This is a genomic window from Mycoplasmopsis mustelae, assembly GCF_004365095.1.
Taxonomy (GTDB): Bacteria; Bacillota_I; Bacilli_A; order Mycoplasmatales; family Metamycoplasmataceae; genus Mycoplasmopsis; species Mycoplasmopsis mustelae.
The window spans coordinates 220,072-245,592 of the sequence record NZ_SOCN01000001.1 but is presented as its reverse complement, the minus strand read 5'-3'; the positions used below and the strand labels follow the sequence as shown (position 1 = coordinate 245,592).

Annotated in this window: 34 protein-coding genes and 1 other RNA gene; 30 read left to right on the top strand and 5 right to left on the bottom strand. The window is 28.2% G+C overall.

All coding sequences use genetic code 4. The features are described 5' to 3' along the window. The first annotated feature begins 43 nt into the window (after positions 1–43). The gene (gene smpB, locus BCF59_RS01105; protein ID WP_166666784.1) at positions 44–490 is read left to right on the top strand and encodes an SsrA-binding protein; all 447 of its coding nucleotides are present in this window, start codon (positions 44–46) and stop codon (positions 488–490) included. Further along, positions 481–854, top strand: a transfer-messenger RNA (tmRNA) gene (ssrA, locus tag BCF59_RS01100). The genes smpB and ssrA overlap by 10 nt, the downstream gene beginning before the upstream one ends. A 117-nt stretch (positions 855–971) precedes the next feature. Here ssrA and tyrS read toward each other — a convergent pair. Together tyrS and tapR are read right to left on the bottom strand one after the other, a co-directional pair. After that, the gene (gene tyrS / locus BCF59_RS01095) at positions 972–2,207 is read right to left on the bottom strand and encodes a tyrosine--tRNA ligase (protein WP_134110419.1); all 1,236 of its coding nucleotides are present in this window, start codon (positions 2,205–2,207) and stop codon (positions 972–974) included. Next, entirely contained in the window at positions 2,208–2,786 is a 579-nt protein-coding gene (gene tapR, locus BCF59_RS01090) for a TyrS-associated PheT N-terminal domain-related protein TapR (protein WP_134110417.1), read from the bottom strand. A gap of 38 nt (positions 2,787–2,824) precedes the next feature. On the opposite strand from tapR, the gene BCF59_RS01085 reads away from it, so the two are divergent. The 6 genes from BCF59_RS01085 to BCF59_RS01065 all read left to right on the top strand — a co-directional run bounded on the left by BCF59_RS01085 (position 2,825) and on the right by BCF59_RS01065 (position 7,296). Then, positions 2,825–3,682, top strand: coding sequence for a DegV family protein (locus BCF59_RS01085; RefSeq protein WP_134110415.1), 858 nt, complete (start codon positions 2,825–2,827; stop codon positions 3,680–3,682). Continuing rightward, positions 3,672–4,061, top strand: coding sequence for a tRNA (adenosine(37)-N6)-threonylcarbamoyltransferase complex ATPase subunit type 1 TsaE (tsaE, locus tag BCF59_RS01080; RefSeq protein WP_234851409.1), 390 nt, complete (start codon positions 3,672–3,674; stop codon positions 4,059–4,061). Before BCF59_RS01085 ends, tsaE begins: the two co-directional genes overlap by 11 nt. Beyond that, entirely contained in the window at positions 4,027–4,617 is a 591-nt protein-coding gene (gene tsaB, locus BCF59_RS01075) for a tRNA (adenosine(37)-N6)-threonylcarbamoyltransferase complex dimerization subunit type 1 TsaB (RefSeq protein ID WP_134110411.1), read from the top strand. The genes tsaE and tsaB overlap by 35 nt, the downstream gene beginning before the upstream one ends. Continuing rightward, positions 4,617–5,546, top strand: coding sequence for a tRNA (adenosine(37)-N6)-threonylcarbamoyltransferase complex transferase subunit TsaD (gene tsaD, locus BCF59_RS01070; protein ID WP_134110409.1), 930 nt, complete (start codon positions 4,617–4,619; stop codon positions 5,544–5,546). The genes tsaB and tsaD overlap by 1 nt, the downstream gene beginning before the upstream one ends. Positions 5,547–5,837: 291 nt before the next feature. Then, positions 5,838–5,972: a hypothetical protein gene (locus BCF59_RS03710; RefSeq protein ID WP_268810730.1), complete on the top strand. Its 135-nt coding sequence runs from the start codon at positions 5,838–5,840 to the stop codon at positions 5,970–5,972. Further along, complete coding sequence (locus BCF59_RS01065; RefSeq protein ID WP_134110407.1) at positions 5,959–7,296, top strand: hypothetical protein; 1,338 nt, start codon at positions 5,959–5,961, stop codon at positions 7,294–7,296. The genes BCF59_RS03710 and BCF59_RS01065 overlap by 14 nt, the downstream gene beginning before the upstream one ends. Positions 7,297–7,331: 35 nt before the next feature. Here the strand turns inward: BCF59_RS01065 and BCF59_RS03730 are convergent, their stop codons facing one another. After that, positions 7,332–7,493, bottom strand: coding sequence for an IS3 family transposase (locus BCF59_RS03730; protein ID WP_408634108.1), 162 nt, complete (start codon positions 7,491–7,493; stop codon positions 7,332–7,334). A gap of 350 nt (positions 7,494–7,843) precedes the next feature. Beyond that, positions 7,844–8,116, bottom strand: coding sequence for a transposase (locus tag BCF59_RS01060; RefSeq protein ID WP_134110405.1), 273 nt, complete (start codon positions 8,114–8,116; stop codon positions 7,844–7,846). Positions 8,117–8,452: 336 nt separating this feature from the next. Here BCF59_RS01060 and secA point away from each other — a divergent pair, with 336 nt between their 5' ends. From secA to BCF59_RS01035, 5 genes are all read left to right on the top strand, one after another. Next, positions 8,453–10,987: a preprotein translocase subunit SecA gene (gene secA, locus BCF59_RS01055; protein WP_134110404.1), complete on the top strand. Its 2,535-nt coding sequence runs from the start codon at positions 8,453–8,455 to the stop codon at positions 10,985–10,987. Between the two features lie 66 nt (positions 10,988–11,053). Further along, positions 11,054–11,422, top strand: a complete 369-nt coding sequence (locus BCF59_RS01050) for a hypothetical protein (RefSeq protein WP_134110402.1) — start codon at positions 11,054–11,056, stop codon at positions 11,420–11,422. 75 nt (positions 11,423–11,497) lie between these two features. Continuing rightward, positions 11,498–12,097 carry a chromate transporter gene (locus tag BCF59_RS01045; protein WP_134110400.1) on the top strand — a complete coding sequence of 200 codons (600 nt, stop codon included), beginning with the start codon at positions 11,498–11,500 and terminating at the stop codon, positions 12,095–12,097. Continuing rightward, the gene (locus BCF59_RS01040) at positions 12,097–12,753 is read left to right on the top strand and encodes a chromate transporter (protein WP_134110398.1); all 657 of its coding nucleotides are present in this window, start codon (positions 12,097–12,099) and stop codon (positions 12,751–12,753) included. Before BCF59_RS01045 ends, BCF59_RS01040 begins: the two co-directional genes overlap by 1 nt. Before the next feature lie 154 nt (positions 12,754–12,907). Beyond that, complete coding sequence (locus tag BCF59_RS01035) at positions 12,908–13,189, top strand: HU family DNA-binding protein (RefSeq protein ID WP_134110396.1); 282 nt, start codon at positions 12,908–12,910, stop codon at positions 13,187–13,189. Here the strand turns inward: BCF59_RS01035 and recU are convergent. Then, entirely contained in the window at positions 13,186–13,674 is a 489-nt protein-coding gene (gene recU / locus BCF59_RS01030; RefSeq protein WP_134110394.1) for a Holliday junction resolvase RecU, read from the bottom strand. The two genes, BCF59_RS01035 and recU, sit on opposite strands and share 4 nt — an antisense overlap. 100 nt (positions 13,675–13,774) lie before the next feature. Between recU and tpiA the strand changes: the two genes are divergently transcribed. The 17 genes from tpiA to rplN all read left to right on the top strand — a co-directional run bounded on the left by tpiA (position 13,775) and on the right by rplN (position 25,521). Then, positions 13,775–14,509 carry a triose-phosphate isomerase gene (gene tpiA, locus BCF59_RS01025; protein ID WP_134110392.1) on the top strand — a complete coding sequence of 245 codons (735 nt, stop codon included), beginning with the start codon at positions 13,775–13,777 and terminating at the stop codon, positions 14,507–14,509. A gap of 1 nt (position 14,510) precedes the next feature. Further along, positions 14,511–16,214 carry a hypothetical protein gene (locus tag BCF59_RS01020; RefSeq protein WP_134110389.1) on the top strand — a complete coding sequence of 568 codons (1,704 nt, stop codon included), beginning with the start codon at positions 14,511–14,513 and terminating at the stop codon, positions 16,212–16,214. 139 nt (positions 16,215–16,353) lie between these two features. Then, entirely contained in the window at positions 16,354–18,018 is a 1,665-nt protein-coding gene (locus BCF59_RS01015) for a ribonuclease J (RefSeq protein ID WP_134110387.1), read from the top strand. A 112-nt stretch (positions 18,019–18,130) separates the two neighbouring features. Continuing rightward, complete coding sequence (locus BCF59_RS01010; protein WP_166666783.1) at positions 18,131–19,054, top strand: hypothetical protein; 924 nt, start codon at positions 18,131–18,133, stop codon at positions 19,052–19,054. 1 nt (position 19,055) lies between these two features. Further along, positions 19,056–19,394 carry a thioredoxin family protein gene (locus BCF59_RS01005; protein ID WP_134110383.1) on the top strand — a complete coding sequence of 113 codons (339 nt, stop codon included), beginning with the start codon at positions 19,056–19,058 and terminating at the stop codon, positions 19,392–19,394. A 193-nt stretch (positions 19,395–19,587) separates the two neighbouring features. Then, positions 19,588–19,896 (top strand): 30S ribosomal protein S10, encoded by a 309-nt coding sequence (gene rpsJ / locus BCF59_RS01000; RefSeq protein ID WP_134110381.1) that lies wholly within the window; start codon positions 19,588–19,590, stop codon positions 19,894–19,896. A gap of 24 nt (positions 19,897–19,920) precedes the next feature. Continuing rightward, complete coding sequence (rplC, locus tag BCF59_RS00995) at positions 19,921–20,718, top strand: 50S ribosomal protein L3 (RefSeq protein WP_134110379.1); 798 nt, start codon at positions 19,921–19,923, stop codon at positions 20,716–20,718. 2 nt (positions 20,719–20,720) lie between these two features. After that, positions 20,721–21,569: a 50S ribosomal protein L4 gene (gene rplD, locus BCF59_RS00990; RefSeq protein WP_134110377.1), complete on the top strand. Its 849-nt coding sequence runs from the start codon at positions 20,721–20,723 to the stop codon at positions 21,567–21,569. Positions 21,570–21,571: 2 nt separating this feature from the next. Beyond that, a complete protein-coding gene (rplW, locus tag BCF59_RS00985) occupies positions 21,572–22,036 on the top strand; it encodes a 50S ribosomal protein L23 (protein WP_134110375.1) in 465 nt (154 codons plus the stop codon). A 113-nt stretch (positions 22,037–22,149) separates the two neighbouring features. Next, positions 22,150–22,995 (top strand): 50S ribosomal protein L2, encoded by an 846-nt coding sequence (gene rplB / locus BCF59_RS00980; RefSeq protein ID WP_134110373.1) that lies wholly within the window; start codon positions 22,150–22,152, stop codon positions 22,993–22,995. Next, complete coding sequence (rpsS, locus tag BCF59_RS00975; protein WP_134110370.1) at positions 22,995–23,273, top strand: 30S ribosomal protein S19; 279 nt, start codon at positions 22,995–22,997, stop codon at positions 23,271–23,273. The genes rplB and rpsS overlap by 1 nt, the downstream gene beginning before the upstream one ends. Continuing rightward, positions 23,273–23,614, top strand: a complete 342-nt coding sequence (rplV, locus tag BCF59_RS00970; RefSeq protein ID WP_318025650.1) for a 50S ribosomal protein L22 — start codon at positions 23,273–23,275, stop codon at positions 23,612–23,614. The genes rpsS and rplV overlap by 1 nt, the downstream gene beginning before the upstream one ends. Continuing rightward, on the top strand, positions 23,614–24,288 hold the full coding sequence (gene rpsC / locus BCF59_RS00965; RefSeq protein ID WP_134110366.1) for a 30S ribosomal protein S3: 675 nt from the start codon (positions 23,614–23,616) through the stop codon (positions 24,286–24,288). Before rplV ends, rpsC begins: the two co-directional genes overlap by 1 nt. Then, a complete protein-coding gene (rplP, locus tag BCF59_RS00960) occupies positions 24,266–24,688 on the top strand; it encodes a 50S ribosomal protein L16 (RefSeq protein WP_134110364.1) in 423 nt (140 codons plus the stop codon). Before rpsC ends, rplP begins: the two co-directional genes overlap by 23 nt. Next, positions 24,688–24,882 carry a 50S ribosomal protein L29 gene (gene rpmC / locus BCF59_RS00955; protein ID WP_134110362.1) on the top strand — a complete coding sequence of 65 codons (195 nt, stop codon included), beginning with the start codon at positions 24,688–24,690 and terminating at the stop codon, positions 24,880–24,882. The genes rplP and rpmC overlap by 1 nt, the downstream gene beginning before the upstream one ends. A gap of 2 nt (positions 24,883–24,884) precedes the next feature. Next, positions 24,885–25,154, top strand: a complete 270-nt coding sequence (rpsQ, locus tag BCF59_RS00950; protein WP_134110360.1) for a 30S ribosomal protein S17 — start codon at positions 24,885–24,887, stop codon at positions 25,152–25,154. A gap of 1 nt (position 25,155) precedes the next feature. Continuing rightward, a complete protein-coding gene (gene rplN, locus BCF59_RS00945; protein WP_134110358.1) occupies positions 25,156–25,521 on the top strand; it encodes a 50S ribosomal protein L14 in 366 nt (121 codons plus the stop codon).

Genomic DNA, 25,521 nt, shown 5'->3' with positions numbered 1-25,521 from the left:
ATTTAATATTTTCCTTATGTAATTTGATATAATAAAACAACTTATGAAAATTATTGCTAATAATAAAAAAGCATATCGAGATTATGAAATTTTAGATAAATATGAAGCAGGAATTGAATTATTAGGTTGAGAAGTTAAAACTGCTCGCGCCAACCAAATAACTTTAGATAATGCGTTTTGTTCTATTTATAAAAATGAAATTTATTTAAAAGAAAGCTTTTTTAAACAATATATGCAAGTAAAATGTGAAGAAACACGCGATCGCAAATTATTAATGCATAAAAATGAAATTCGTAAGTTAAAACATATTTTAGACACCCAACAAATAACTTTAATACCACTGAAATTATATTTTAATCAATCTTCAAAACTTAAATTAGAAATAGCAATCGCGCGTGGATTGAAAAAATATGATAAACGTGACAAAATTGCAAAACAAGAAGTTGAAAAAAGAATAGCAAAAACCTTAAAAACTTATTTGGGGGCATAATGGTTTCGACACATATAGATAGATTTATATTGCAGTAGTGTGGAAGACTATAATTTCTACTAGGCTTTTTTAAACGGAAAAGAAAAAGAAGAAGTGAACTTTGTTTCACCTGCGTTTTACGCAAATCAATCAAATCTTGCTTTCGCTTAATTAATGTGAACAAGTTGTTTCATATGATTCCTAGCGTATGAAGCAGGGTTTTAGGATAGATTTAATTATTGACGCAATTAAATTGAAATTAGTCACAATCTAATAAGTTTTTTTGTTTATTTAAACTTTTTAGATTACTTAAAATAAACTAAACTGTAGAAGTATAAATTATATTTGTGTGTGGACACGGGTTCGATTCCCGTTGCTTCCACCATTTTTTATATCCCGAGCATAATTTAATATTAAGATTTGAAACTTAATTTGTTAGAATTTTCTTTTATTTATAGAATTAAAAATAGAACCTATCCTAAATATAGATTCTATAAAATAATTATATAATTCTGACCAAAACAACTTTTTTCTTACCGATATGCAAAATTGCAAATTTACCAGAAAAGAATTTACTTTCAAAGAAATTATTTAGATTTATGGTTTCAAGATTTATTTTAATAGCGCCTTTTTCTATAAATTCCTTAGCTTCTCGTTTTGATTGTAAAAGTTTCTGTTTAATTAATTCATCAACGATATTTTGACCTTTTTTAACTGTAAAATTTATGATTTCATCGTTAATTGAAATTATTGTGTCAATAGAAATTTGATTTAAATCTAAGTTCTTATTAAATAATATTTCACTGATTTGTTGCACTTTTTTTGCTTCAGATTCTCCGTGCAAGTCTTTTATTACTTCAAATGCTAAAGTTCTTTGAGCAAATTGCAAGGTAGGATTTAAATTATGTTCTTTCATAATTTCTGCTATTTGATCTAATGATAAAAATGTTAGTCATTTTAAGAGCTTTTCAATTTGACTATCAGGTTGTTTAAATAAAAATTGATACATATCAAAAGGCTTGGTCATTTCTTTATCTAATCATAAATTTCCACCACCTGTAGATTTACCGAATTTATTATCATTTTCATCGGTTAATAAGTTTGTGGTAAAAATAAATGCTTTATGATTGTCACCAAATTTTTTAGAAATCATTTCTAAACCAGTTGAAATATTACCTCATTGATCCGAACCGCCAACTTGGATTTTGACATTATAGTCTTGATATAAACTAATAAAATCTCAACCTTGGATTAATTGATATGAAAACTCCGTAAAGCTTAAACCGTTTTCAATTCTTGTTGCAACAGAGTCTTTTGATAACATATATGCAACATTTATTAATTTGCCAGCTTCACGTAGAAAGGTTAAGAAATTCATATTTTTATAAAAGTCATAATTATCAATCACTTTTAAACCGAAGCTTTCAAGTTGTTTTTTAATCTTTGTTTTATTTGTTAATAAAACATCGTTATCAAGCAATTTTCTCTCAGCATTTTTAAATGATGGATCACCAATCATTCCGGTTGCCCCACCCAAAATTGCGATAGTTTTTCAACCTGCTTTTTGCATTCTTAACAAGGTTAGAATCTGTAAATAGTTACCTAAATGTAAGCTAATTGCTGTCGGATCAAACCCTGCATAAACCCCATCTTCGTTAGTTAAATTATAAAATTTATTAATATTACTATGTTGTTTAAGAATTCCCCTAAGTTCAAATTCTTTAAGTATGTTTTTCATTTAAAATTTGAAATCCTTTCCCATATCATTTATTTTGCCAAAAATTAAACCATCACCTTTAAGTCCTAAGGTGTTATAGCCAGTTAACATTCCATAGCTATCAAGGTCTAATAATTTTCCCTCTAAAATTTTAGTACCATCATAAGTTGTTGATCCTGGAAGAGCTAAAACTACAATTTTTTCAGGCAAAGAATCTAGAGTATTCGTAATTATTTGGATTGGATTTGATTGTTTTATATCAACTGATAGCACGAATAATTTTTCAGATTTGGGATGTGGGAATCTTGATAAAATCTTTCCATAAATAAATTTTGGTTTATCAGAAATTTTTAAATTATTTTTAATTGTGATATCAAAAAGTTTTTGCTTTTGTTTAGAATTCAAAGCAAAAAACTTTTGAGTTTCAGATATATTTAAAGCTTTATTATTTAATAAATTTATAGATACAACGTTATTTTTTTCATCTACAAAGAAAAGAAAATCATCAATCTGAATTTTCTTTGTAGGTTTGAATGTACAGTCGACAAAAATAACCGATGTATTTTTAAAAAAAGTATTTAAATTATTACAAATAATCATATTTTTAATTATAGCATTTTTATTATAATTTAAGTGCTATGAATAAAATTGCAATTGTAGTTGATTCTTCATGTGGACTAAATCAGAATCAAGCGAAAAAATTAGGTTTTTTCTATTTACCTTTACTAATAGAAATTAATGGTCAAATACTTCGTGATGGGGTAGATGTTGATGATAAAAGTTTATATAACATATTTGACTTAGAAACAAAAAGTGCTAAAACATCTGTAACTCCGTTAGGTTATATGAGTGAATTATTTAAACAATTATCTGATGAGTTTGATTATATAATTGTCTTCCCAATTTCTCAACATTTATCTAATCAATTTAATATTTTAAAGACATTGCAAGCGGAATTTCCTAAATTAAAGGTCGTGGCTTCAAAACAAATTTCAATTGGAATTTTAGAGCAAATTTCTAAATTTAAGCAATTTCTTAATGAAACCCAAGATATAGAAAGTGCACTAAAATTGATTGAAAATGAATATAAGAGTGTTGAAATTACTTTAATTCCTAAATATAATGATTTTTTAGTCAAAGGTGGGCGCCTATCTTCCGCCGCCGCAGTCATTGCTAAATTAGCAAAAATTGTTCCTTTGATTAAATTTGAAGATGGTAAATTAATTAGTGTTGGTAAGGGTCGCATTTTTTTGAAAACAGTGTGTCAGCAAATTAAACAGAAATTTCAAACAAATCCAAATTTAGATTTAGTGCTTTTAACTGCAAATAAACAAATAGATTCTGAAATTCTTGCTTTTTGTGAGAGTGAATTACATATTTGTCCGAAAATTTCACAAATTCCCGCTGTTCTTGCAGTTCATACCGGACCACAGGCAATCGCAATTTTAGTGTCGGAAAACTTAAATGATATTTTAGGAGAATATTTTGAAATTTAGTTTTTTTGCAAAAAACACAGAAGAATTAAGAAAAAACTTAAAGAATTATTTAGCTTTAATTAAGCAAAAACAATTTCTACTACTTTCAGGTGAAATTGGAAGTGGAAAAACCACATTTGTAAAAATTTTAGGAAGCTTATTAAACGTACACGAAAATATTACTTCACCTAGTTTTAACTATATGAAGATTTATCCAAATTTAGTTCATATTGATTTATACACTTTTCAAGGTGATATAGATGAATTTGAAGATTATTTTGAAAATAATATTGTCGCAATTGAGTGACCTGAAAAGAAGGAATTAAGTTTTATACACTATATAAAAGTAAATATAACCAAAAGAAATGACGAGAGAAAATATGATTTTGAGGTCGTATAATTTATTTTTAGACACAACTGGTAGTGATTTTGTGTTAGTTCTTTTTGATATTAATAATAAAGTTATAGATAATAGAATTCATTATAATTATAAAAAAAAGGTTGATTTATTGGTTTTAGAATTTGAAAATTTACTTATTAAAAATAATTTGGAAATTTCTAATGTAAAAGGATTATATTTAAATTTAGGTCCTGGTTTTTTTACTGGAGTTAGAACTGCATTTGTTTTTTTTAGAACACTTGCACTATTGAATGAAATTGAATTTTATACCACAACAACTTTTGAACTTTTAAATAAGCAGATTTTAGATGAACCTTTTTTATACATTGATGCACAAGGTAATAAGTTATATTGCTTCGATGTTTTAAAATTTAAACAAAATAAGGATTATATCAATGCAATAAAAGTTGTTGAAAAACAAAATCAAAATGTTTCTAAAATAAACTATGATCTGATGCTACAAGATTTTGGTTCATTTATTGAATTATTTCAGATTCAACAACCAATGCAGGTAGAACCTATTTATATCAAAAAACCACAAATAGGAGGTTTATAGTGCGAATTTTAGGAATTGAAACATCGCACGATGACACCTCGTTAGCAATTCTAGAAAATGGAAAAATTCTTGATATGTGAACTGTTTCACAAATTGATATTTTCAAGGAATTTGGTGGAACTATACCAGAGTTGGCATCGCGAGAACATGTAAAAAACATTGCAATTTTACAAAATTTAGTTTTTGGTAAATATCCAAAAGAAAGTTTTGATTATATTGCATATACTAAAGAACCTGGATTAATCGGGACCTTACAAATAGGTTATTTATTTGCATCTGCAGTAGCTTTATCATTAAAGGTTCCCTTAATACCTATCAACCACTTACACGGACATATTTTATCTGCTAGTATAACAAATAAAATTCAATTTCCGGCCTTATGTTTGCTCGTGTCGGGTGGTCATACACAACTTCTACTAGCGAATTCTGTAAGTGATTTTGAAATTTTAGGTGAAACGTTAGATGATGCTGTTGGTGAAGTATTTGATAAGATTGCCGTAAAATCTAATTTAGGATTCCCTGGCGGGATAATTATTGATAAAATTTCTGCAAACTATTCGAATGAATATATCAATTTTACAAAACCACATACAGAAAATAAATATGATTTTTCATTTAGTGGTTTAAAAACACAAGTACTCAATTATTTAAATAACCAAAAACAAAAAAATAAAGAAGTTAATATAAATCAAGTTGTCGCAAGTTTTCAAAAAACTGCAGTTGAATATTTATGTGAAAAAACTAAATTAGCATTAGCCGAATTTGATGTAAAAACACTTATTTTGGGTGGTGGAGTTTCTGCAAATTCACAACTTCGCAGGGAATTTATAAAACTACATAAAAATACTATTATTCCTAAAATAAAATATGCAACTGATAATGCAGCAATGATAGCTGAAGTAGCATATTTACAATTAACAAAAAAATAACATAGTAATATACTATGTTATTTTAATTGTGGAAAAAATATGGAAAAATATTTAAAAAAATAAAATTTTTCTTTTTTTTGTTATTAAAAACTAATTTTAAACAATGAACTTGTATATTTTATGGTAATCTTAATGTAGATAAAATAAAAATATAAATTATGTATTTATGTACTATTAATTAATTTATTTAACAAATTAGTAGATTGATTTTATAATAATAAAAAATATATGTATCTTATCTAAATATAAGCATATAAACAAAATTTATATTTTAGTTAAATAAGGAGTAAGATGAAAAGAAAAGTTAAATATTTATTAGGAATACCAGATTTTGAAAGAATGTTAATTGCTGTTAAAAAATATAAATCTGCATTATTTAAAAACTCTGTATCAGGTAAATTGGGATTTACTTATGTTGTTGAATAAAAAATTAAAATTTTTATTATTTTTAACAGGCTCAATTGCAATTTTAACTACTTCTTGCTCTGCCAATTCTGTTTATTTAAATAGTGTTGATGGTAAAGCACAATATTTTGTGAATTTAATAAAACTAAAACAAGAATATCAAAATGTAACCTCAAATAACAGTGTAATTTTTGATCAATTTACTAATCATTTAACTTCAATAGTGAAACAAAATAAAAACAGCAGAACAAATACAGAATATAAGAATTTCTTTAAAGATTCGAATTTTAAAAAAATAACATCAAAAAAAGATTTTGAAAAAGAAATTTTATCAAGAATTAATGTTCTTTATTCAAAAATTGATGTTCCTAAAATTTTAAGTGATGATGAAGTTACAAAAATATTTGAAATAGACTTTTTAAAGGGTCAAAAATTAAATAATGTGCTTGAAAATAAAGATATCTTAATATTTGAAACAAAGGATGATCGCTTTAATTGACGATTAATTCAATATCTTTTTGATTTTGATACCAATAAAAATAATAATGGGAAAATAAATATTTTACAAATTAATCCACTATTATTAAGCAATATAAAACCCGGGATTCAAACCACGGATAAACTCAGCGACAGACAAATTTTTACTGTTATGCTTTTACCAAAATCAAAAGATTTTGAGATTAAATACACTAGTGAACAAGAAAACGACAAATTATTTAATGATTTATATGATAAATTTGGTTATAAAGTAGAAAAATTTATTAAACAACAAGATAGTGACATTGTTAATCAATTAATAGATAAAATCCAAGAAAAACAAGATATTAAATTTCAACGTTTATCCTTTTTAGGTTCATTAAAAACAGAATCCTTATCAAATTTACAACAAAATTCGGATATTCTTACTATAAATAATTCAAACGAATTTGATGAATATATACTTAATCCGTTGCTTAAAGTATCACAAGAAAATCAACTTGATTTAAGTTCAAAAGATATTAAAACAAAGTTTGAAAAAGAGTATCTTAATGATCAAGGAATTAATTATATATTAAAAAATAACAAAATTATTGTCCAAAGGATTGTCAATACAGATAATTGAATTTCTTTAAATGTACCTAACCGAATTATTAAATATACATCAGATTCAAATAAGTTATCATTAGCATATGTAAGTGATAGAATATTTAATTATACGTTTTCTATTAGTGATTATAACTATAGACCTAAAAATGAAATTTTTTATCAAGTATTGGTGGTTTCTAAAAATACAGCAATAAAAACAAAAGGTTTGTTAGGTTATAAAGAAGCAAACGACTTTCTAATAAAAAATAAAGATTTATAAACTAGGACAGGGTTTTGGTACCAGTAACAATAATCTTATAAATTTAATGCACCTCAACTCTCTTGAGGTGTTTTTCATCCTAAAGCAGATTGAAATTTTTGGTTATTGTAAAATTTTACATAATCAGAAATGAGTTGATAAATTTCTGAAAATGTTAATTTATGTAAATCATATAAATTTAAACATTTTGATTTAATATTAGAAACCCGTATTTCCCACTTTTATGAGTGTAAAAAAACGTTTATCACTATATTTAAGGAATAAACGTTATTTTTTATCAAACTTTTCTTACTGTTTTTCTACAATCATCAAAGATATCTCATGCATCGTCCATTTTTGGTATTGCATTTCTCTCTGATTCTAAAACTTCTCCGGTTAAAGTATCTACTTTTTGAGAAATAGAAATTTTATTTAATAATTTAATTAATTTTTGCTCTGTATATTCTCTAACTAAACCTGTTTCTTTGTTAAATTGTCTAAAAATATGAATTAAATATTTAAGTATAACTAATGAAATAAAACAAATTAAAAGGTGCCCGATAATATGTTATTCTAATCTTATGTAAATTGGTCTAATTGCTAAAAAGGATTTTAAACTTCTAAAATTTGATTCTATTTGTCATTGTTTTTTATAATTACCCATAATTTCGGCAACATTTTTATCTTGAAGATTTGTTTCATAAACATATAAACCATCAAATTTTTTATCTTCATTTATTTTTTTATAGTCAAGTTCAAATTTTAAATTAGAAACTTCTTTAAAAAATTTGTACTTTTTAGAACCAATTAATTTATTGAATCTACAATACCATATTCTCATCTTGTTTTTTCAAAATTATAAATTAATGCTCTCTTTACTAGGACAGGGGGAGATACCACCTCCCCCTGTCCTAATAAATTATTAAAAAAATAATCTATCAATACTTGTTGCTATAAATACATTTAATACACAAATTAACACATTAAATCTTAAAAATCTATAGCAAAATGCTATTATATAAAAATTGTTTTTTTACTTGTGTATAGGTAAAAAAGATTTTTATTAATATGTAACTAGGAAAGTAAGTTATTAATAATTTAAGATAATAAAATTCATTTATAATATTTATCTAATTTTAAAAAAATAATAAATTAAATTAAAGTATAATTTAAAAATATGAAAAAATTAAGTGAATTATTTGATTTCAAAAGCACTGAAATGCGAATTGCTGAAAACGCTTTAAAACAAATTAATAAATTAGAAGCATATGTTTCGCAAATGACTGATGATGAATTAAGATCACAAACCCAATTTTTTAAAAAATTATTAGCAGAAGGACATACTTTAGAAGACATTAGAAATGATGTCTTTGCTGTTTCTCGTGAAGCAACTAAACGTGTTTTAGGAAAAAGACCATTTGATGTGCAAATGTTAGGTGGATTGCTTTTAGACTTAGGTTCGGTTGCCGAAATGAAAACTGGAGAAGGAAAAACAATTACATCAATTGCGCCCGTTTATTTAAACGCCTTAGCAGGTAAAGGAGCAATTGTTTCTACTGTTAACGAATATCTAACTAAACGTGATGCTAAAGAGATGGGTGAGGTATTTAATTTTCTTGGTTTAAGTGTAGGTATTAATAAAGCACAAATGGACCCTGGTTTAAAAAGAATCGCCTATGCGTGTGATATTACTTATTCAGTGCATTCTGAATTGGGTTTTGATTATTTAAGAGATAATATGGTACAAAATCCTGCTGAAAAAGTGCAACGTGGGTTATATTTTTGCTTAATTGATGAAGTAGATTCGATTTTAATCGATGAAGCTAAAACACCTTTGATTATTTCGGGTGGTGAGCAAGAAGATATTAGTTCATATTTTTCAGCCGACCAATTTGTTAGAACTCTAGGAAATGAGGATTTTGTAATTGATGACGAATCTAAATCTATTGCTCTAACACATTCTGGTATTGCAAAAGCAAATAAGTTTTATCACACTCCTAATATATATAATTATCAAAATTCAGAAACAATTCATTTAATTCAAAACGCTTTAAGAGCACATAAAATAATGCATATCGATGTTGAATACATCGTTAGAGAAGGTAAGATAGAATTAGTTGATTCTTTTACTGGACGGATTATGGATGGTCGTAGTTATTCTGAAGGACTGCAACAAGCAATTCAAGCAAAAGAAGCAGTTGAAATAGAACCTGAAACTAAAACTTTAGCAACCATCACATATCAAAATTTCTTTAGAATGTTTAAAAAACTTTGTGGAATGACTGGAACTGGGAAGACTGAAGAACAAGAATTTATTGATATCTATAATATGCGTGTAAATGTTGTTCCTACCAATAGACCTGTAGTTCGTAACGATGAACCTGATGCGATTTTTGGAACTTATCAAGACAAATGAAATGCTGTAGTAGAAAAAATAGCTGAGTTATATCAAAAAGGACAACCAGTTTTAGTTGGTACCGCACAAATTGAAGAATCTGAATTGCTACATAAAATGCTATTGAATCGTGGAATTCCACATACAGTGTTAAATGCAAAGCAAAATGCACAAGAAGCGGATATTATTTCTAAAGCTGGAAATGTGAAATCGGTTACTATTGCGACAAATATGGCAGGTCGTGGAACTGATATTAAACCTTCTAAGGAAGCTTTAGAATTAGGTGGTCTTTATGTTCTGGGAACTGATAAAGCAGAGTCTAGACGAATTGATAATCAATTACGTGGACGTTCAGGTCGTCAAGGAGATGTTGGAACCAGTAAATTTTATGTTTCAATGCACGATCAATTAATGCAGAGATTCTCATCATTTGATACATTCAAAGATGCTTATGCAGATGCGAATGGAAAAGAAATTACAAGTAAAGATTTAAAGTTCGCTTTTAATACAGCACAAAAGAAAATTGAAGGTTTAAATTATGATTCTAGAAAATCAGTTTTAAACTATGATGATGTCATTAGACAACAACGAGATTTAATTTACTCACAACGCGACTTGATTCTATCATCAGAAAATATAGAGTTAATTGTGCGTAGAATGATTGCGTCAGCAGCTAGAGCAATAGTTAGAAATGGGGAATATCAACTTCATAATAAAATTTATAATTATGAAGCTTTAGTTGATTTTTTAAATAATAATATTGGACAATTAGTTCAATTTAAGTTTAACTTGCAAGAAGTAAATTCAATCCACGAAAGTGATTTGCCCGAATATATTGCCAATATTGTTCTTAATGTGTATGATGAATGACTTAAAAATGCTCTTGAAAAAAATTCAAGTGATGAACTAAATTCACTAAAACGTAAAATTATTTTAGATGTTTTAGATCATAAATGACAAACCCATATTAATCGTATGGATAAATTGAGATCTAATGTTAATTTAGTTCAATATTCGCAAAAAAATCCTTATCAAGTTTATACTAATGAAGGTACCCTACTTTTCGAAACAATGTTAGATGATATTGCTTATGATGTGATGTTGCGTATTTTTTCTAATAGAGAGGGAAAAAAATCATTAATAACCAAAGAATTATTAAATGATCCAATTTTTCAACAAATTCGTCAAACCTATTTATGGGATACTAGAATGCCGATAGAACAATATGAAAAAGAACTAATTAATTATTATCATCAAATTCTTCGCAGATATAACGAGATAGAGGAAGAAAAAAGAACGAATGAAGAAAATCAATAATTTTCTTCATTTGTTATATATTCCTAATAGCAAATTAAAATAATTTAAAATAATTAAGGAGTGGAAATGGAAAAAGAATTATTAAAAAGTGTATTTGAAAAATGTAGTAAAAATAAAGTGGAATTTCTTAAAGGTGAAAATATAACACAAAATAAATCAGATCATTCTTACTGTAACCAAGAATGTCAAGATAAGGAACAAAATAAACTACAAAATGATGAATGTAATAAATATAAACAAAGCGATCATAAAACATCACTAGTTCATGATTGTGGGAAAGAAGCGTGTAGATATAATGTTGTAATTAAACCTGGAGTTGACTGAAATAAACAAACTATTTCAACAAATGGTTTAAAAACTAATGTTAATGGATTTATTACTTTTGAAGATTTAGCAAAAAAATTTAAAGATTTAAAATTTTCATTAATATTTTAAATCAATAAAAATAATATTTTATAAAGAATGTAAATCTATAAATTGCGATTTGTATTCTTTTTTTATAGAAGTTTTATGAAAACACAAGAGAAAAAAGTAGGAATCCGGTCTTTAATTTTTTTTGTTATTAAGGTTACTTTTGTTGGTTTTGGTGGTGGAAATGCATTAATGCCAATTATAAAGCGCGAAGCCGTAGAAAAAAGAAAATGAATTACACAAAATGAATTCGATGATATAGTAATTGTTACAAACATGTTGCCTGGTGCTTCAGTTATTCAAACTCTTTCTTATATTTGTATTCATCTTTTAGGGAAATGAAAAGGTACCATAGTTACATTATTTGCAATTTTACCGCACGTGTTAATGGCTTTTGGATTTCTTTTATTAATTAATTATATTCCGCCTAAATATGTCAAGATTTTATCAGTTGGTGTATTAGTTTCAATTATTGCTTTTTTATTAGAATTTGGTATCAGATACTTAAAACAAGCGCAAAAATCAATGTACTTACCGTTGTGATTTTGTATTTTTATTTTTTCGTTTGTTTATTGTTTTTTTGTTCCTGCACCTTATAATGTTCCGGTAGTTGCTATATTTATTGTTTTGAGTTTGTATTTTATTGTTTATTTTATTTTAAAAAAGAAACATAAACAAATTAAACTAGGAGATAAATAATGTTTTTTGTTGGTTTAATTGTTGCACTTACGTTTTTAATGCTTGTTTCGTTATCTGTTTTTGGAGGCGGTCAAGTTTTTATGCCAATTTTTAGGTGATTATGATTATTTTTAGCGAGCAACTTTGGGGCAAATATTAATGATGATAAAATTAATACGGTTTTTACGGTAAGCAACTCAACGCCCGGTGTTGTATCAACTAAGTTTGGTTTTTTTACGGGTTATTTAATCGCAAATGGACAATGATGAGGCTATATTGCGATGTTTATTACTTATCTAGTTTTCTGTCTACCTGCTATCATTGTAATGGTATTAGCTATGAAATATATCAAAAAATTCAAAGCTAATACAATTATTAAAAATATGCTAATTGTAATGCGACCGATAATTGCAGGAATTGTTTTATCGCTTGCTTTGCAATTGTTCTTATCAATTTTTATACCTGAAATTAATTTTAATAAATCTGTCTCAGAATATGCAACTTTAAATCATTCTACAAATTTTTTTATTGGATATCGTAATGTTTTACTTAAAATTTATGTTCCAATAGGGATTGGAATTTCTTATTACTTAACTAAGAAAAAACTTTCTTTATTTTTAATTATCATCATTAATATTATGCTTTCATTCTTCTTATTCGCGATTCCTTTTGCCTAAAATTATTTAGTCAGTTATAATTTTTGAATATTTTTTAAAAATAATTTATAATTCTTTAGATAAAATAACTTTTATCCCCAAAATATAGGCACTTTTAAAAAAAAGTATTATAATTACACTTATTAAATTTAATTTAAGATAAACAAGGAGAACAATGACAAAAAAAGAATTCTTATTGGAAGTTGCAGATAGACTAGAATCAACACCAAAAGATGTTGAAAAGGTTCTTGATGCAATGGTGTTTGTTTTAAAAGAACAATTAATTGCTGAAGATACCGTTAGATTATCACAATTAGGTATTTTCTCTACTGTTGTTAAAAAACAACGTACCATTATTAATAGATTTACAAAAGAAGAACAAGTTGTACCACAAAAACGCGTGATCAAATACAAGTCTTCTAAATATCTAAGAGATTTGGTTGATTTCAAAGCCTAATCTTCTAAGAAGTTCAATATACACGGGAATTCTAAAGATAGTTCTTTAGAATTTTTTTCTATATCTACTAATTTAACGGATTTAATCTTATTATCTATTAACTTTTGTAAATAATTAATTTTAACTTGAAAAAAACGATTAACATTAGAAAAAAATAAGACTACAAATGCATATCCACCGTTATCTTGAATTAAATGTAAATATTGTAATTGATGTTCTTTCAAATTTGATAAATCAAAACGGTCCTCGTTGCAACTTTTAGCTTCAAAGCATATAAAACTACCTTTGTAGCAACCTGTATAATCCACGGTACTTTTTTTATATATATTTGAATCTTTAACAACTAATCTCTTTCCTTCTTTAATAATTGTTTTTAATGCAATATCTAAACCTTTCTTTTCTATAAACGCTATTTTATGAGTTCAAAAATATTCTATAGTTTTATTCAAAACCGATTCTAAAAACATTCCTCTATTTTTCATCATATTTTATATATAAAAAAATATAAAAAGCGAACTAAAAATTAACCAAAAACAAACAAATTTTAAAATTTTTGTATAATTTAGCAAGTTAAAAGGAGTTATTATGAATAAAAAACTAATTATAGGAAACTGAAAAATGAATAAGACCTTTTCAGAAACACAAGCATTCTTAAAAGAATTTGCAATCGAATTTCAACAAAAACAACATTTAGTAACTTCGAACGTTGAATTTGCGATAGCTATGCCTTTTGTAAATTTAGCGGCTTTCCAATCAAACAGAGTAGAAAAATTATACTTGGCAGCTCAAGATGTATCAGCACATGTTAGTGGAGCATATACAGGTGAAGTTTCAGCTGATATGTTGAAAGAATTGAATGCAAAATTTGTTATTTTAGGACATTCCGAAAGACGTAGCTATCATAAAGAGACAGATGAATTAGTTAATACAAAAGCAAAATTAGTATTAGAGAAAGGACTTACTCCAGTTATTTGTGTTGGGGAGACTTTGCAAGAATATGAACAAGGATTAACTAAAGAAGTTGTTAAAAAACAAATTCTAGGTTCTCTAAAAGGTTTAGATTTTACTAAAATAGTAGTTGCATACGAGCCAATTTGGGCAATTGGAACCGGAAAAGTCGCAACACCACAAATCGCACAAGATGTTTGTGCATATATACATCAATTAACATCGGATTCATTAGTTGTTCAATATGGTGGTAGTGTTTCACCCGACAATATTTTAGAATTATCAAATCAAAAAGATATTAATGGATTCTTAGTTGGTGGAGCTTCATTACAAGTTGATAGTTTTATTAAACTACTTACATTAAAAAAATAGCTTGAAAAGAAAACTGAATAAAAAATTAATTTGAAGTTCTGTAATTTTTACAACAATAGCAACATTATTAACAACTACACTTTATTTTGGTATTAATTATAAAAAAGCCGTTAATCAATTTTATGAAAGCAATAAAAAGCCCTTTATTAGATTTGACGAAACAAATATTGTTAAAAATAATATTTTAGATACACAAAATCAAGCTGATGTTAATTTGTATTATTCGTCTTTCGGGGTGCAAACTTTTTACAATTTAATTAGAATGGCGATGCTTTCTGAAAAGGAAGTTCATTTTTATAGGAGTATGGATTTAAAAGATTATCATACATCGCTAAACGTAAATAAATTAGAAGATTTTCTTAAAACAAAAAGAAAAGTTAGTAATCAATTATTTTTAACTAACTCTAAAGTTCATGAATTGGGACGGAAGACAACTGAAGTAGAATTTTTAGAACAAGCAATTGAATATGTCAAGAATAATCCTAATAAAAAAATAGCAATTTGAACTAATTCTGATCATTTTGTTAGGGCGGCACAGTTACTGGCGCGTTTGTCTAAATTTTCAAATGTTTTAATTTTTGGTATTGAAGATGCAAATTCCATTGCAAATTATATTTTAGAAAAATATTATTATGATAAACAATTTATAAAAAATAATCAAGATAATTTAGGACATTGAGTTAATCCAATTGCTAATTTCTACATAAATCGTGGTAATCAATATCTTGTTTCAAACTTCTATCCGAATATCAGTGTATGATGGAGCGATTCATTGAATGCTGATAAATTTCAGAAGATGGGAATTTACAAAAATTATTCATTTTTTGAGAATAATTCAATAAATTTAAAAGATAAAATATTTAATACACGTGATAACCAAAATAAAAGACTATCTACTTATTGAGCATCGATAACCGGAAATGATTGAGAAAGGCAACGAGATATAGTTAAAAGCATTCAAGATTCTAATGATAAACCAAGTTTGCTAATTTTAGGTACTGAGAGTAAAAATGATCAGAATCTTATTGCAAAAATTTTATTTGAATATGGTGACGAGTATAACATATATTATAAAGGGCATCCAGGAGCAAATATAAATGTAAGTTATGTCTTAAATTATTTAAAACCTGGTTATCTAGTTAAATATTACGATTATGAAACCAATCAAACAAATGTGTTTAAGGTAAAAAATTCATGAAAAATAACCGCATTAGAAAATCAAATTCCATCAGAAGAATTAACTTCTGAACACGCTACTGAACCAAATGGTTTATGATTCAATAAATGAATTGCTCTGGATTCAACAACTTCTGCACTATTTGGCATATTAAATAATAAAAACACTTATAGTGACATTTTGATGTTAGCAAAATCAGTAAATCAACAAATTTATAGAAAAAATAGTGAAGAATTTGATAAACTCTTAACAAGAATCGTGAGTAATGGTGCATCTAAATCAATTGTCATCACACTAAAAAATCAAAAGCAATCATCAGATTTCAAACTTTTAGATTTTGATTTTTCAACCTTAGAGAATTCTGGCTTTAAAATAATCAAACCTTTGAAACTAGTCCAAACAACTCAAGATGATGATGGTAACTTTTTTATAGAATTTGAATTAGAGATTTCATATCAAGTTAATACAGAAAAACCGATTGATAAATTTGTGGTAAGAATATTAAAAAATATTAAACAAAATTTATAAAAAACTTTGTTTTTAATTAAGCGAAGTTTTTTAAATTCTAAAAAATGAAATTTACAAAAAATAAGTTTTGTTAAATTTCTTTTGATATAATTAAACTATTCTTAATTATTTAAGATGACTTTATTTTCCTGGGAGAATTATGGAGAAAGTTAATATTTTTGCCTTAGGTGGGCAAGATGAAAACGGTAAGAACTGTTTTGTTTTAGATTATAATGACAATTTATATGTAGTTAACACGGGTGTGAAAATTCCAATTAATTCTAACAATGGAGTTGATACATTGATTCCTGACTTTACTTTCTTAGAAAAAAATAAAAAGAAAATTCAAGGAATTTTTATTAGTGACATTCGTAATGAAAGTTTTTCGGCACTTCCTTGATTAGTGATGAAGGTTCCTGGTGTGAAAATTTATACTTCATTTTTAAATAAACAAATTATTCAAGAACGTTTAAGTAAATATAATATTAAACCAAATTCATATGAAATTATTTCACTTTCAGAACGTATTAAATTAGGAGAAATTTATATCCAACCTATTGCATTGCCTGGGTGCGCACCTGGTAATTTGGGATTTGATTTTATTACACCAAATGGTGATTATGTCTTCATGTTTAATTATGTTGAGGGGGATTTAGGAATTTTTGGTCGCACTTGATTTTTACATCTCCCAAAGCTTTTCAACAAGCGTAAAATTAATGCATTAATTACGGACGCCGGAAATAGTAGATATACCGGACGTGCTATTGAAAAATTATTTTTACCAAATTCTGTTGAGAAAATGTTTCAGAGAACTTCACAACAAAATAAAATTATTATTGGTGGCTATAGTGAAGATATGGTTTCAATGCAACAAATTATTGAACTAGCAGTTAAATATAATCGCCCCATCATTCCGTATGGTAAAGCATATGCTGACTTGTTGTTTTTGGTGAATCAAATTCAAGAAAAGCTTGATACAAAGTTTAAGTTCCCTGAAATTTTAGATTATAAGCAAGTACATAAGGTTCACAATGCAGTTGTTTTAGTTACTGGCGCAATAAATCGCTTGTATACACGATTTATTCGAATTGTAAATAATGAAGATGTATATTTAAAAATCACAAAAGAAGACGCAGTAATCGTAATCGCCCCTTCAGTTAATGGTTTGGAATCACTAGCTGCGATAACTTTAGATGAGATAGCAAAAATTACGCCAAATTTAATAGATATTTCAGATAACGAATATTTTTACTGTCGCCCAACACGTGAAGATGTTTATAATTTAACAAAATATCTTAAACCAACAATTTTGCTACCAGTTCAAGGTTTATATCGTTATCTAGTAGATTTAGCAAATTACATTAAGGAAGATAAAATATTAGCAAAAGAAGTAAATCCAGTAATTCTACAAAACGGAAAAATTGCTCATTTTGCCAATGGTAAATTAGTTAGTCAAAATGGTAAAATTAAAGATGTTGGTGATGTCATTATTGATGGTTTTGGAGTTGGAGATATCTCATCTGAAGTTCTAGCTGAACGTGAAATTTTAGGGCGCGAGGGTGTTATTATTATTAATTCAATGTATTCACCTAAAACTAAGCAAATTATTGGTAAATTAAATATTAATTATGTCGGAGTTATTGATCCACAAGATCAACCATATATTGACGCATTAATAAAAGAAATTATTGCTGATGTTATGCTGACTAAAACATTTTTAACCATGCGTGAATTTAATGAAAAAGTGCGTAAAACCATAAGAAAACGGATTTTTAAAATCACCGATAAAGATCCGATGGTTGCTTTTACGTTAACTACAATTTAAGATGAAATTATCAAAACTTTTTAATGTACTACAAATTTCTTGGAAAGAACCTTTACCTGATAATCAACTTATCTTAGGCAAAAAGATAAAAGTTTGGAAATTAGTTTTATTTATGATTTTTTATCTTTTTTCATTGGTTCTTAATGTTTTGTTTGTTATAAAAATCCTACCAGCTTGATTGCAATGAACCTATGTTTATACATATGCACTCTTGTTTGGAAATACAATTTTTTATTTATACTTGTTAAGTTTGATTTATTTGGTTATTTTGTTATTAACCAGTAAATATAGACAAAATTCATTAACTTGATTTTCAAGGCAAAGAAAAATTAACTGAAGCGATTTTCGACAAAGAAGTTTGCAAATACTCATAGCACTATTTCTTTTTTTAGTTTTACTTACACATATAATTTTGCATTTTATATATCAAGTTCAATATGAATTTAGTTTACAATTGCCACAAAAAATATATGTTGAAGGTTGATGAAAACACTTTATAAGAAGCGATTCAATGATAGTTAGTGCATTCAAATTCAACATTTTTAATAATGTTGGTTTCCTTTTTGATAGTATTTTTAATTTATTGTATATCCCTACCTTTTCGGCGATTCTACCTATTTTAGTTTTGCTCACTATTTTTATATTTATCTTACATAAAATTTTGGATTTCAAACTATTAAGAATTCAAAATCGTTTAAATATCATTCAATATCAAGGGTATTTATCTAAAGGTAAATATTTATTAACCACAGATTTAATAAGATTTTTTGACTTTGTTTTTGTGGCTGTAAAATATTTTCAAATTGACTTTAAAAAAAATAGTTATAAAATTTTATTAAATCAACTGCTTAATATGTTAGATGTTTCAGATGTGCAGCAGTTGCTGTGAAATGACGAAAAATCTAAGCATGAAAAAAGTTCAGGCGATGATTTGATTTCACAGCTCGAAGCATTGGAAATACCACAAACTAAACCACCAAAATCAGCAAACAACCAGAAATTTTTAGATGAAATTTCACCAATACAAAGGAGATAAAATGTTTAGAAAATTACCATGAAATGATGCGAAAGCAGTTTTAGATGCAAAAAAACCTGATGATTTAACATTTTTAATTTTTACAACAGATTGATGTGGAGATTGTAAAATGATGCGTCCTACTTTAGAGCGTATTGCAGAAAAATTTGCAAGTTCAGGAGTGGATTTTATTCACGTTAATGCTGAAGAAGCTAAGCTGTTTCGCAATCCAGATAATAAATGGAAGGTGCTTAAAGTTCCTACAATGATTTTATTAAAAGGCGACGAAATAGTCGAAAAAGGTTATGAATATATACCTGAAGAAATTTTAAGTGAATGGATAGAAAACCGAATTTCGTAGGTTGATACACCAAGAACCGTTGTTTTATAAAAAATGTGAAAATTTTCATTTTCGCATTTTTATTTTTACTATATAATTGAAAAGCAACTATAACAGTGATCTATAAGGTTGCTAAAGCACCATTAAGTTGCTGAGGATGCTTTAGGTTTTTATAGTGAGTTATGTTCAAATATAGAACAAAGGAGGCAACAAAATGAGCAAATTAAACATCAAAGTTAAAGGTTTTGATCATGCTTTAGTTGATGTAGCGGCAAAAAAATTATTTTTGTTAGCTAAAGAAGAAAAAGCGCACGTAAGTGGGCCAATTCCATTACCAACTAAAAGAGATGAAATTACTATCTTAAGATCAGTTCATGTTAACAAAACTAGTCGTGAACAATTTGAAAGTAGAACACACCAAAGATTAGTTGTGATTCAAAATCCAAGTGATGGTTTAGTTGACAAAATCAACAGACTTGATCTACCAGTGGGTGTTGGAATTCAAGTTAAAGTTAAAAAATAATAATTATTTAATTAAGGAGAAAAAATGAAAGGAATCTTGGGACGTAAAGTTGGTATGACTCAAATCTTTACTGAAACTGGTGCTAGAGTACCGGTAACGGTGGTAGAAGTACAACCAAATGTTGTGTCTAAAGTTTTAACAACTGACAAAAATGGTTATGTTGCTACTCAACTTGCGGTTTTTGATAAAAAAGCAAGTCGTGTTACTAAACCGTTAAAAGGTCAATTTGATAAAGCTAACACAACTCCTAAGCGCTTCGTCAAAGAAGTTCGTAATATGTCGGGTTATGAACTTGGATCGATTATTACTGCCGATATCTTTAAGTCAGGTGAATTAGTTGATGTTACCGGTACTTCAAAAGGAAAAGGTTTTGCCGGAGCAATCAAAAGACACAATCAGGCGATTGGTCCAAAATCACACGGGGGAGGTGGTGGTTCTCAACCCGTAAGACAAACTGGTTCTCTTGGAGATATTTCAGGAAATAGAGTTTTTAAAGGAATGACAATGCCTGGACATTTAGGGCATGTTAAAACCACAGTTCAAAACTTAGAAGTAGTTAAGGTAGATGTGGCAAATAATTTAATTCTAATCAGAGGTTCAATTCCTGGTGCCAAAAAATCTTTTGTTGTAATTAAAAAAGCAATTAAAGGGTTACCAGATCATGACGGTGTTAAATTAGTTAATATTGCAGAAGTTCAATTAATGAACGAATTAATTGAGCATGCTAAAAAATTTAATATTGAAGTTACAGTTGGAATGACCGCCGCTGAATTACAAGCATTAATTTCAGAAGCCGAAGCAAAAGAAGAAGGAGATAAATAGTTATGGCTGAGACAAAAGCAAAAAAAACTACTACAGCAGCAAAAGCAACAACTAAAAAAACTCCAAGCAAGTCGACTGCTAAAGCATCCGTTGATAAAAAGCAACCTACTAAACCTACTAAACTTACTAAAACTACTAAAAACACTAAAACAGATACTTCTGTTAGTACAAAGAAAACTACTTCTGCAACTAAGGTTGCAAACAAAGGCGCAATTAAATCAGCAAAAGTAACTGTACAAAAAGAAGTACAAGTTGCTAAAAAAACATTTAGTGCTGATTTACCAAAAAGTTTATTTGGTTCAGAAAAAATTTATAATCAAGCAATCTTTGACACAATTTTATCTGAACGTGCTTCAAGAAGACAAGGTACACATCAAGTTAAAAACCGTGCCGCCGTAAGTGGTAGTGGTAAAAAACCTTGAAGACAAAAAGGAACTGGTAGAGCGCGTCATAGCTCAGTGCGTTCACCAATTTGAGTTGGTGGTGGTAGAGCATTCGGGCCACAAGCAAATAAAAATTATTCACTAAAAGTTAATAAAAAAGTTAAATTTGCCGCTTTTGTTTCTGCATTAACTTTATTAGCAAACGATAAAGCAGTTATTGTAAATGATTTAGATTTACAAACCATTAAAACAAAAGACCTACTTGCAAAATTAAAAGAACTACAAGTTAATGATTTAAAACATGTTTTAATTGTAACTGAAAGTCCAATAGTATTTAAGTCAGCAAAAAACTTACCAAATGTTGCTACTTCAAAAGCTAATTCTTTAACAGTGGAAGAATTAATTGGTGCAGATGTTTTAATTCTGTCACAAGAAAGTTTGAAATTATTAGAAAGCAGAGTTAAATAATTATGGAAATCACAAAAGTAATTAAATCACCAATTCTTTCAGAGAAAACTGATATCTTAAGAACACAAAATAATGTTTATGTGTTTAAAGTAGATTTTGCAGCAAATAAATTTCAAATTAAAGAAGCTATAGAAACCATTTTTAATGTTAAGGTAGCAAAAGTTAATACTATTAAAGTTCATAAAAAACCAAAAAATGTAGGACGTTACCACGGATTTACCAATCGTTATAAAAAAGCAATGGTTACTTTAGAAGATGGTCAAGTAATGAATTACTTACCAAACGATGCGACAACTACAACAATTGATACTAAAGAGGTTGAAGAAGCAAAAGCAGCTAAAGCACAAAAATCTATGGACGTTGAAGCAAAAGTTGCACAAAAATTAGCGGCAAAAAAATCAGTTGCGACCAAAACAGTAACTGTAACTAAGAAAACCACAACTAAACGTAAAGTAGGTGGTGAATAATTTCTTTAATGAATGAAACTGATATTCATTAAATTCATAATAAAATATCGCGGAATTTAAATGCTTAAAAGAAAGATCCGCAACTATTTTTAAGCAAAGGAGACATTTGAAATATGGCATTAAAACATTATAAGCCAACTACCAATGGTCGTAGAAATATGTCTTCGTTAGATTTTAAACAAAACTTATCAGGCCACGAACCAGAAAAATCATTATTAGTAAATTTAAAAAATAATGCAGGTCGTAACAACCAAGGTAAGATTACTGTTAGACATCGCGGAGGACGTGTTAAAAGATTCTACAGAATCATTGATTTTAAACGTAACAAAGATAATATTCCTGCTATTGTAAAAACAATTGAATATGATCCAAATAGATCAGCTAACATTTGTTTATTAGCATATGCAGACGGAGAAAAAAGATACATTTTAGCTCCAAAAGGGATTGTCTTAGGACAAAAAGTTGTTTCAGGAGAAGTTGTTGATATTATGATAGGAAATGCATTACCATTAGCTAAGATCCCTGAAGGTACATTTGTACATAATATAGAAATGCAACCTGGTGGTGGAGGTATTATTGCGCGTAGTGCTGGTACTTCTGCACAAATTCTTGGAAAAGATGATGACGGTAAATATGTAGTGTTAAAACTTAAGTCAGGTGAAACGCGTCGCATTTTAGCTCGTTGTCGCGCAACAGTTGGTGTTGTTGGAAATGAAGAACACTTACTTGTTAATGTTGGTAAAGCTGGAATTAATAGATACAAAGGAATTAGACCTACCGTTCGTGGTTCTGTAATGAACCCAGTAGACCACCCACACGGGGGAGGAGAAGGAAAACAACCAGTTGGTCGTAAAGCGCCTCTCACTCCTTGAGGTAAAATTGCACTTGGTGTTAAAACTAGAAAAACTAAGAAATCTTCAAATAAACTAATTTTAAGAAGAAGAAAGGATGCTAAATAATGGCTCGTAGTCTTAAAAAAGGTCCATTTGCCGATGACCATTTACTTAAAAAAGTAGATGCAATCATCGAGGGTAATGCACCTAAAAAACCTATTAAAACATGATCAAGACGTTCAACTATTTTCCCAAGTTTTGTTGGTTTAACATTTGCGGTTCATAACGGAAGACAATTTGTTGAAGTTTATGTAACTGATGATATGGTAGGACATAAACTAGGTGAATTTTCACCAACCAGAACGTTCTCGGGTCACGGTGCTGACAAAGGTAAGAAAAAATAATGGCTCAACAAGCAGTCGCACACGTTAAATTACAAAGAGTGAGCAGCTCAAAAGCAAAATTAGTTGCTAACTTGTTTAGAGGAAAAGATGTGTCTTATGCATTAGCAATTTTAAAGAATACATCTAAAAAATCTGCCCCAATTTTTGTAAAATTATTAAACTCAGCCATCGCAAATGCAACAAATAACCATGGAATGAACGCATCAAAATTATTCGTAAAAGAAGTTTATGTTAATGAAGGACCAACTCTTAAAAGATTTCAACCAAGAAGCCAAGGTAGGGCAAATTCAATTTTCAAACGTACATCAAACTTTTCAATTGTATTAGAGGAGAGAAACTAATGGGACAAAAGGTTAATCCAAATGGGTTCCGTTACGGAATTACTAAAGCACACAATTCAACATGATTTGCTGATAAAGCACAATTTGGTGCTTACCTAGTTGAAGATGCTAAAATTTACAAATTCTTTGAAAAGTTTGTACGTCAATACCAAATCGGACAAGTACAAGTTAAAAGAAATAAAGATAATAAAGTTACTGTATTTTTACATACAGCAAAACCAGCAACAGTTTTAGGTCAAGAAGGAAAAAACATCCAAGATTTAACTTTAAAGGCGCAAAAATTTGTTAAGAATAAAAATCTTAACCTTAGAATTCAGGTTGTAGAACTAAAAAAACCTGACTTAAATGCAAAATTATTAGCTGAAATGATTGCAGCAAAATTAGAAAATCGTGAAAGTTTCCGTCAGGCACAAAAAATCGCAATGAGAGCTGCGATGAAATCGGGTGCCAAGGGAATTAAAACAATGGTTAGCGGTCGTTTAAATGGTGTTGATATGGCTCGTTCAGAAGGGTATTCTGAAGGCGAAATGAGACTACATACTTTAAGACAAAATGTGGAGTATGCAACCGCAACCGCTAGAACTACATATGGTGCTATCGGAGTTAAAGTATGAGTTTCGTTAGGTGAAATTTTGGAAGGAGATCAAAAAAATGCTTCAACCAAAAAGAACTAAATTTAGAAAACCATTCTTAGTAAAACATAGTAAACGTAAAGCAACCAAAGGAAATACGGTGGTATTTGGAGATTTTGGATTACAAGCAGTAACTTCAGCATGAATAACTGCACGTCAAATTGAATCTGCACGTATCGCTGCAACTCGTAGAATGGGACGTGAAGGACAAGTTATTATTAGAATTTTTCCTCACTTCTCAAAGACTTCTAAACCTATCGGGGTTCGTATGGGATCTGGAAAAGGTGCTCCCGAACTTTGATATACAGCAGTAAAAGTAAATACAATGATGTTTGAAGTAAGTGGTGTTTCAGAAGAAATTGCTCGTGATGCACTACGTTTAGCAGGACATAAATTACCAGTAAAGTGAAAAATCATTAAAAAAGAAGAAGGAGTGCAATAATGCTTTATAAAGATTTAGAAAAAAAATCAAAAGATGAGCTAGAAAAATTAGCATTAGAACTTAAAGCAGAATTATTCACTTTAAGATATAGAAATGTTACTGGTGATTTAAAAGAAACCCACAAAATTAAAATAATTAGAACTGATATTGCAAAAGTATTAACTGCATTAAACGCTAAAAAGGATGCTAAATAATTATGGAAAGAAATACAAGAAAAACCTTAACTGGAACAGTTGTTTCAGCTGGCAAATCAGCTAAAACAATTATTGTTGCCGTAGATACCTTTAAAAAACACCCACTTTACTCAAAACGTTTTAAATCAACTAAAAAATTTGCAGTACATGATGAAAAACACTTAGCTGGTTTAAATGACATTGTAGTAATTATGGAAACTAGACCACTTTCAAGAACCAAACGTTTTAGATTAGTATCAATTAAACAAAAAGCAGTAGAGGGAAATAACTAATATGTTAATAGAATTATCAAAAGCAAATGTTGCTGATAACTCAGGTGCTAAAGAAATTGGTGTTATTCGTATTTTAGGTGGTTCAAAGAAAAAGGTTGCAAAAATCGGTGATATTATTGTATGTTCTGTGAAAAAAGCAATTCCTAACGGTGTGGTTAAAGAAGGTCAGGTAGTTAAAGCGGTTGTGGTGCGCTCAAGATACGGATTACACCGTGATAATGGTTCATATATACGTTTTGATGATAATGCAGTTGTGATTATTAAAGAGGATTTAACTCCACGTGGAACCCGTGTTTTTGGGCCGGTTGCGCGTGAGTTGCGTGAAAAGTTCCCAAAAATTGTTTCACTAGCCCCTGAAGTACTTTAA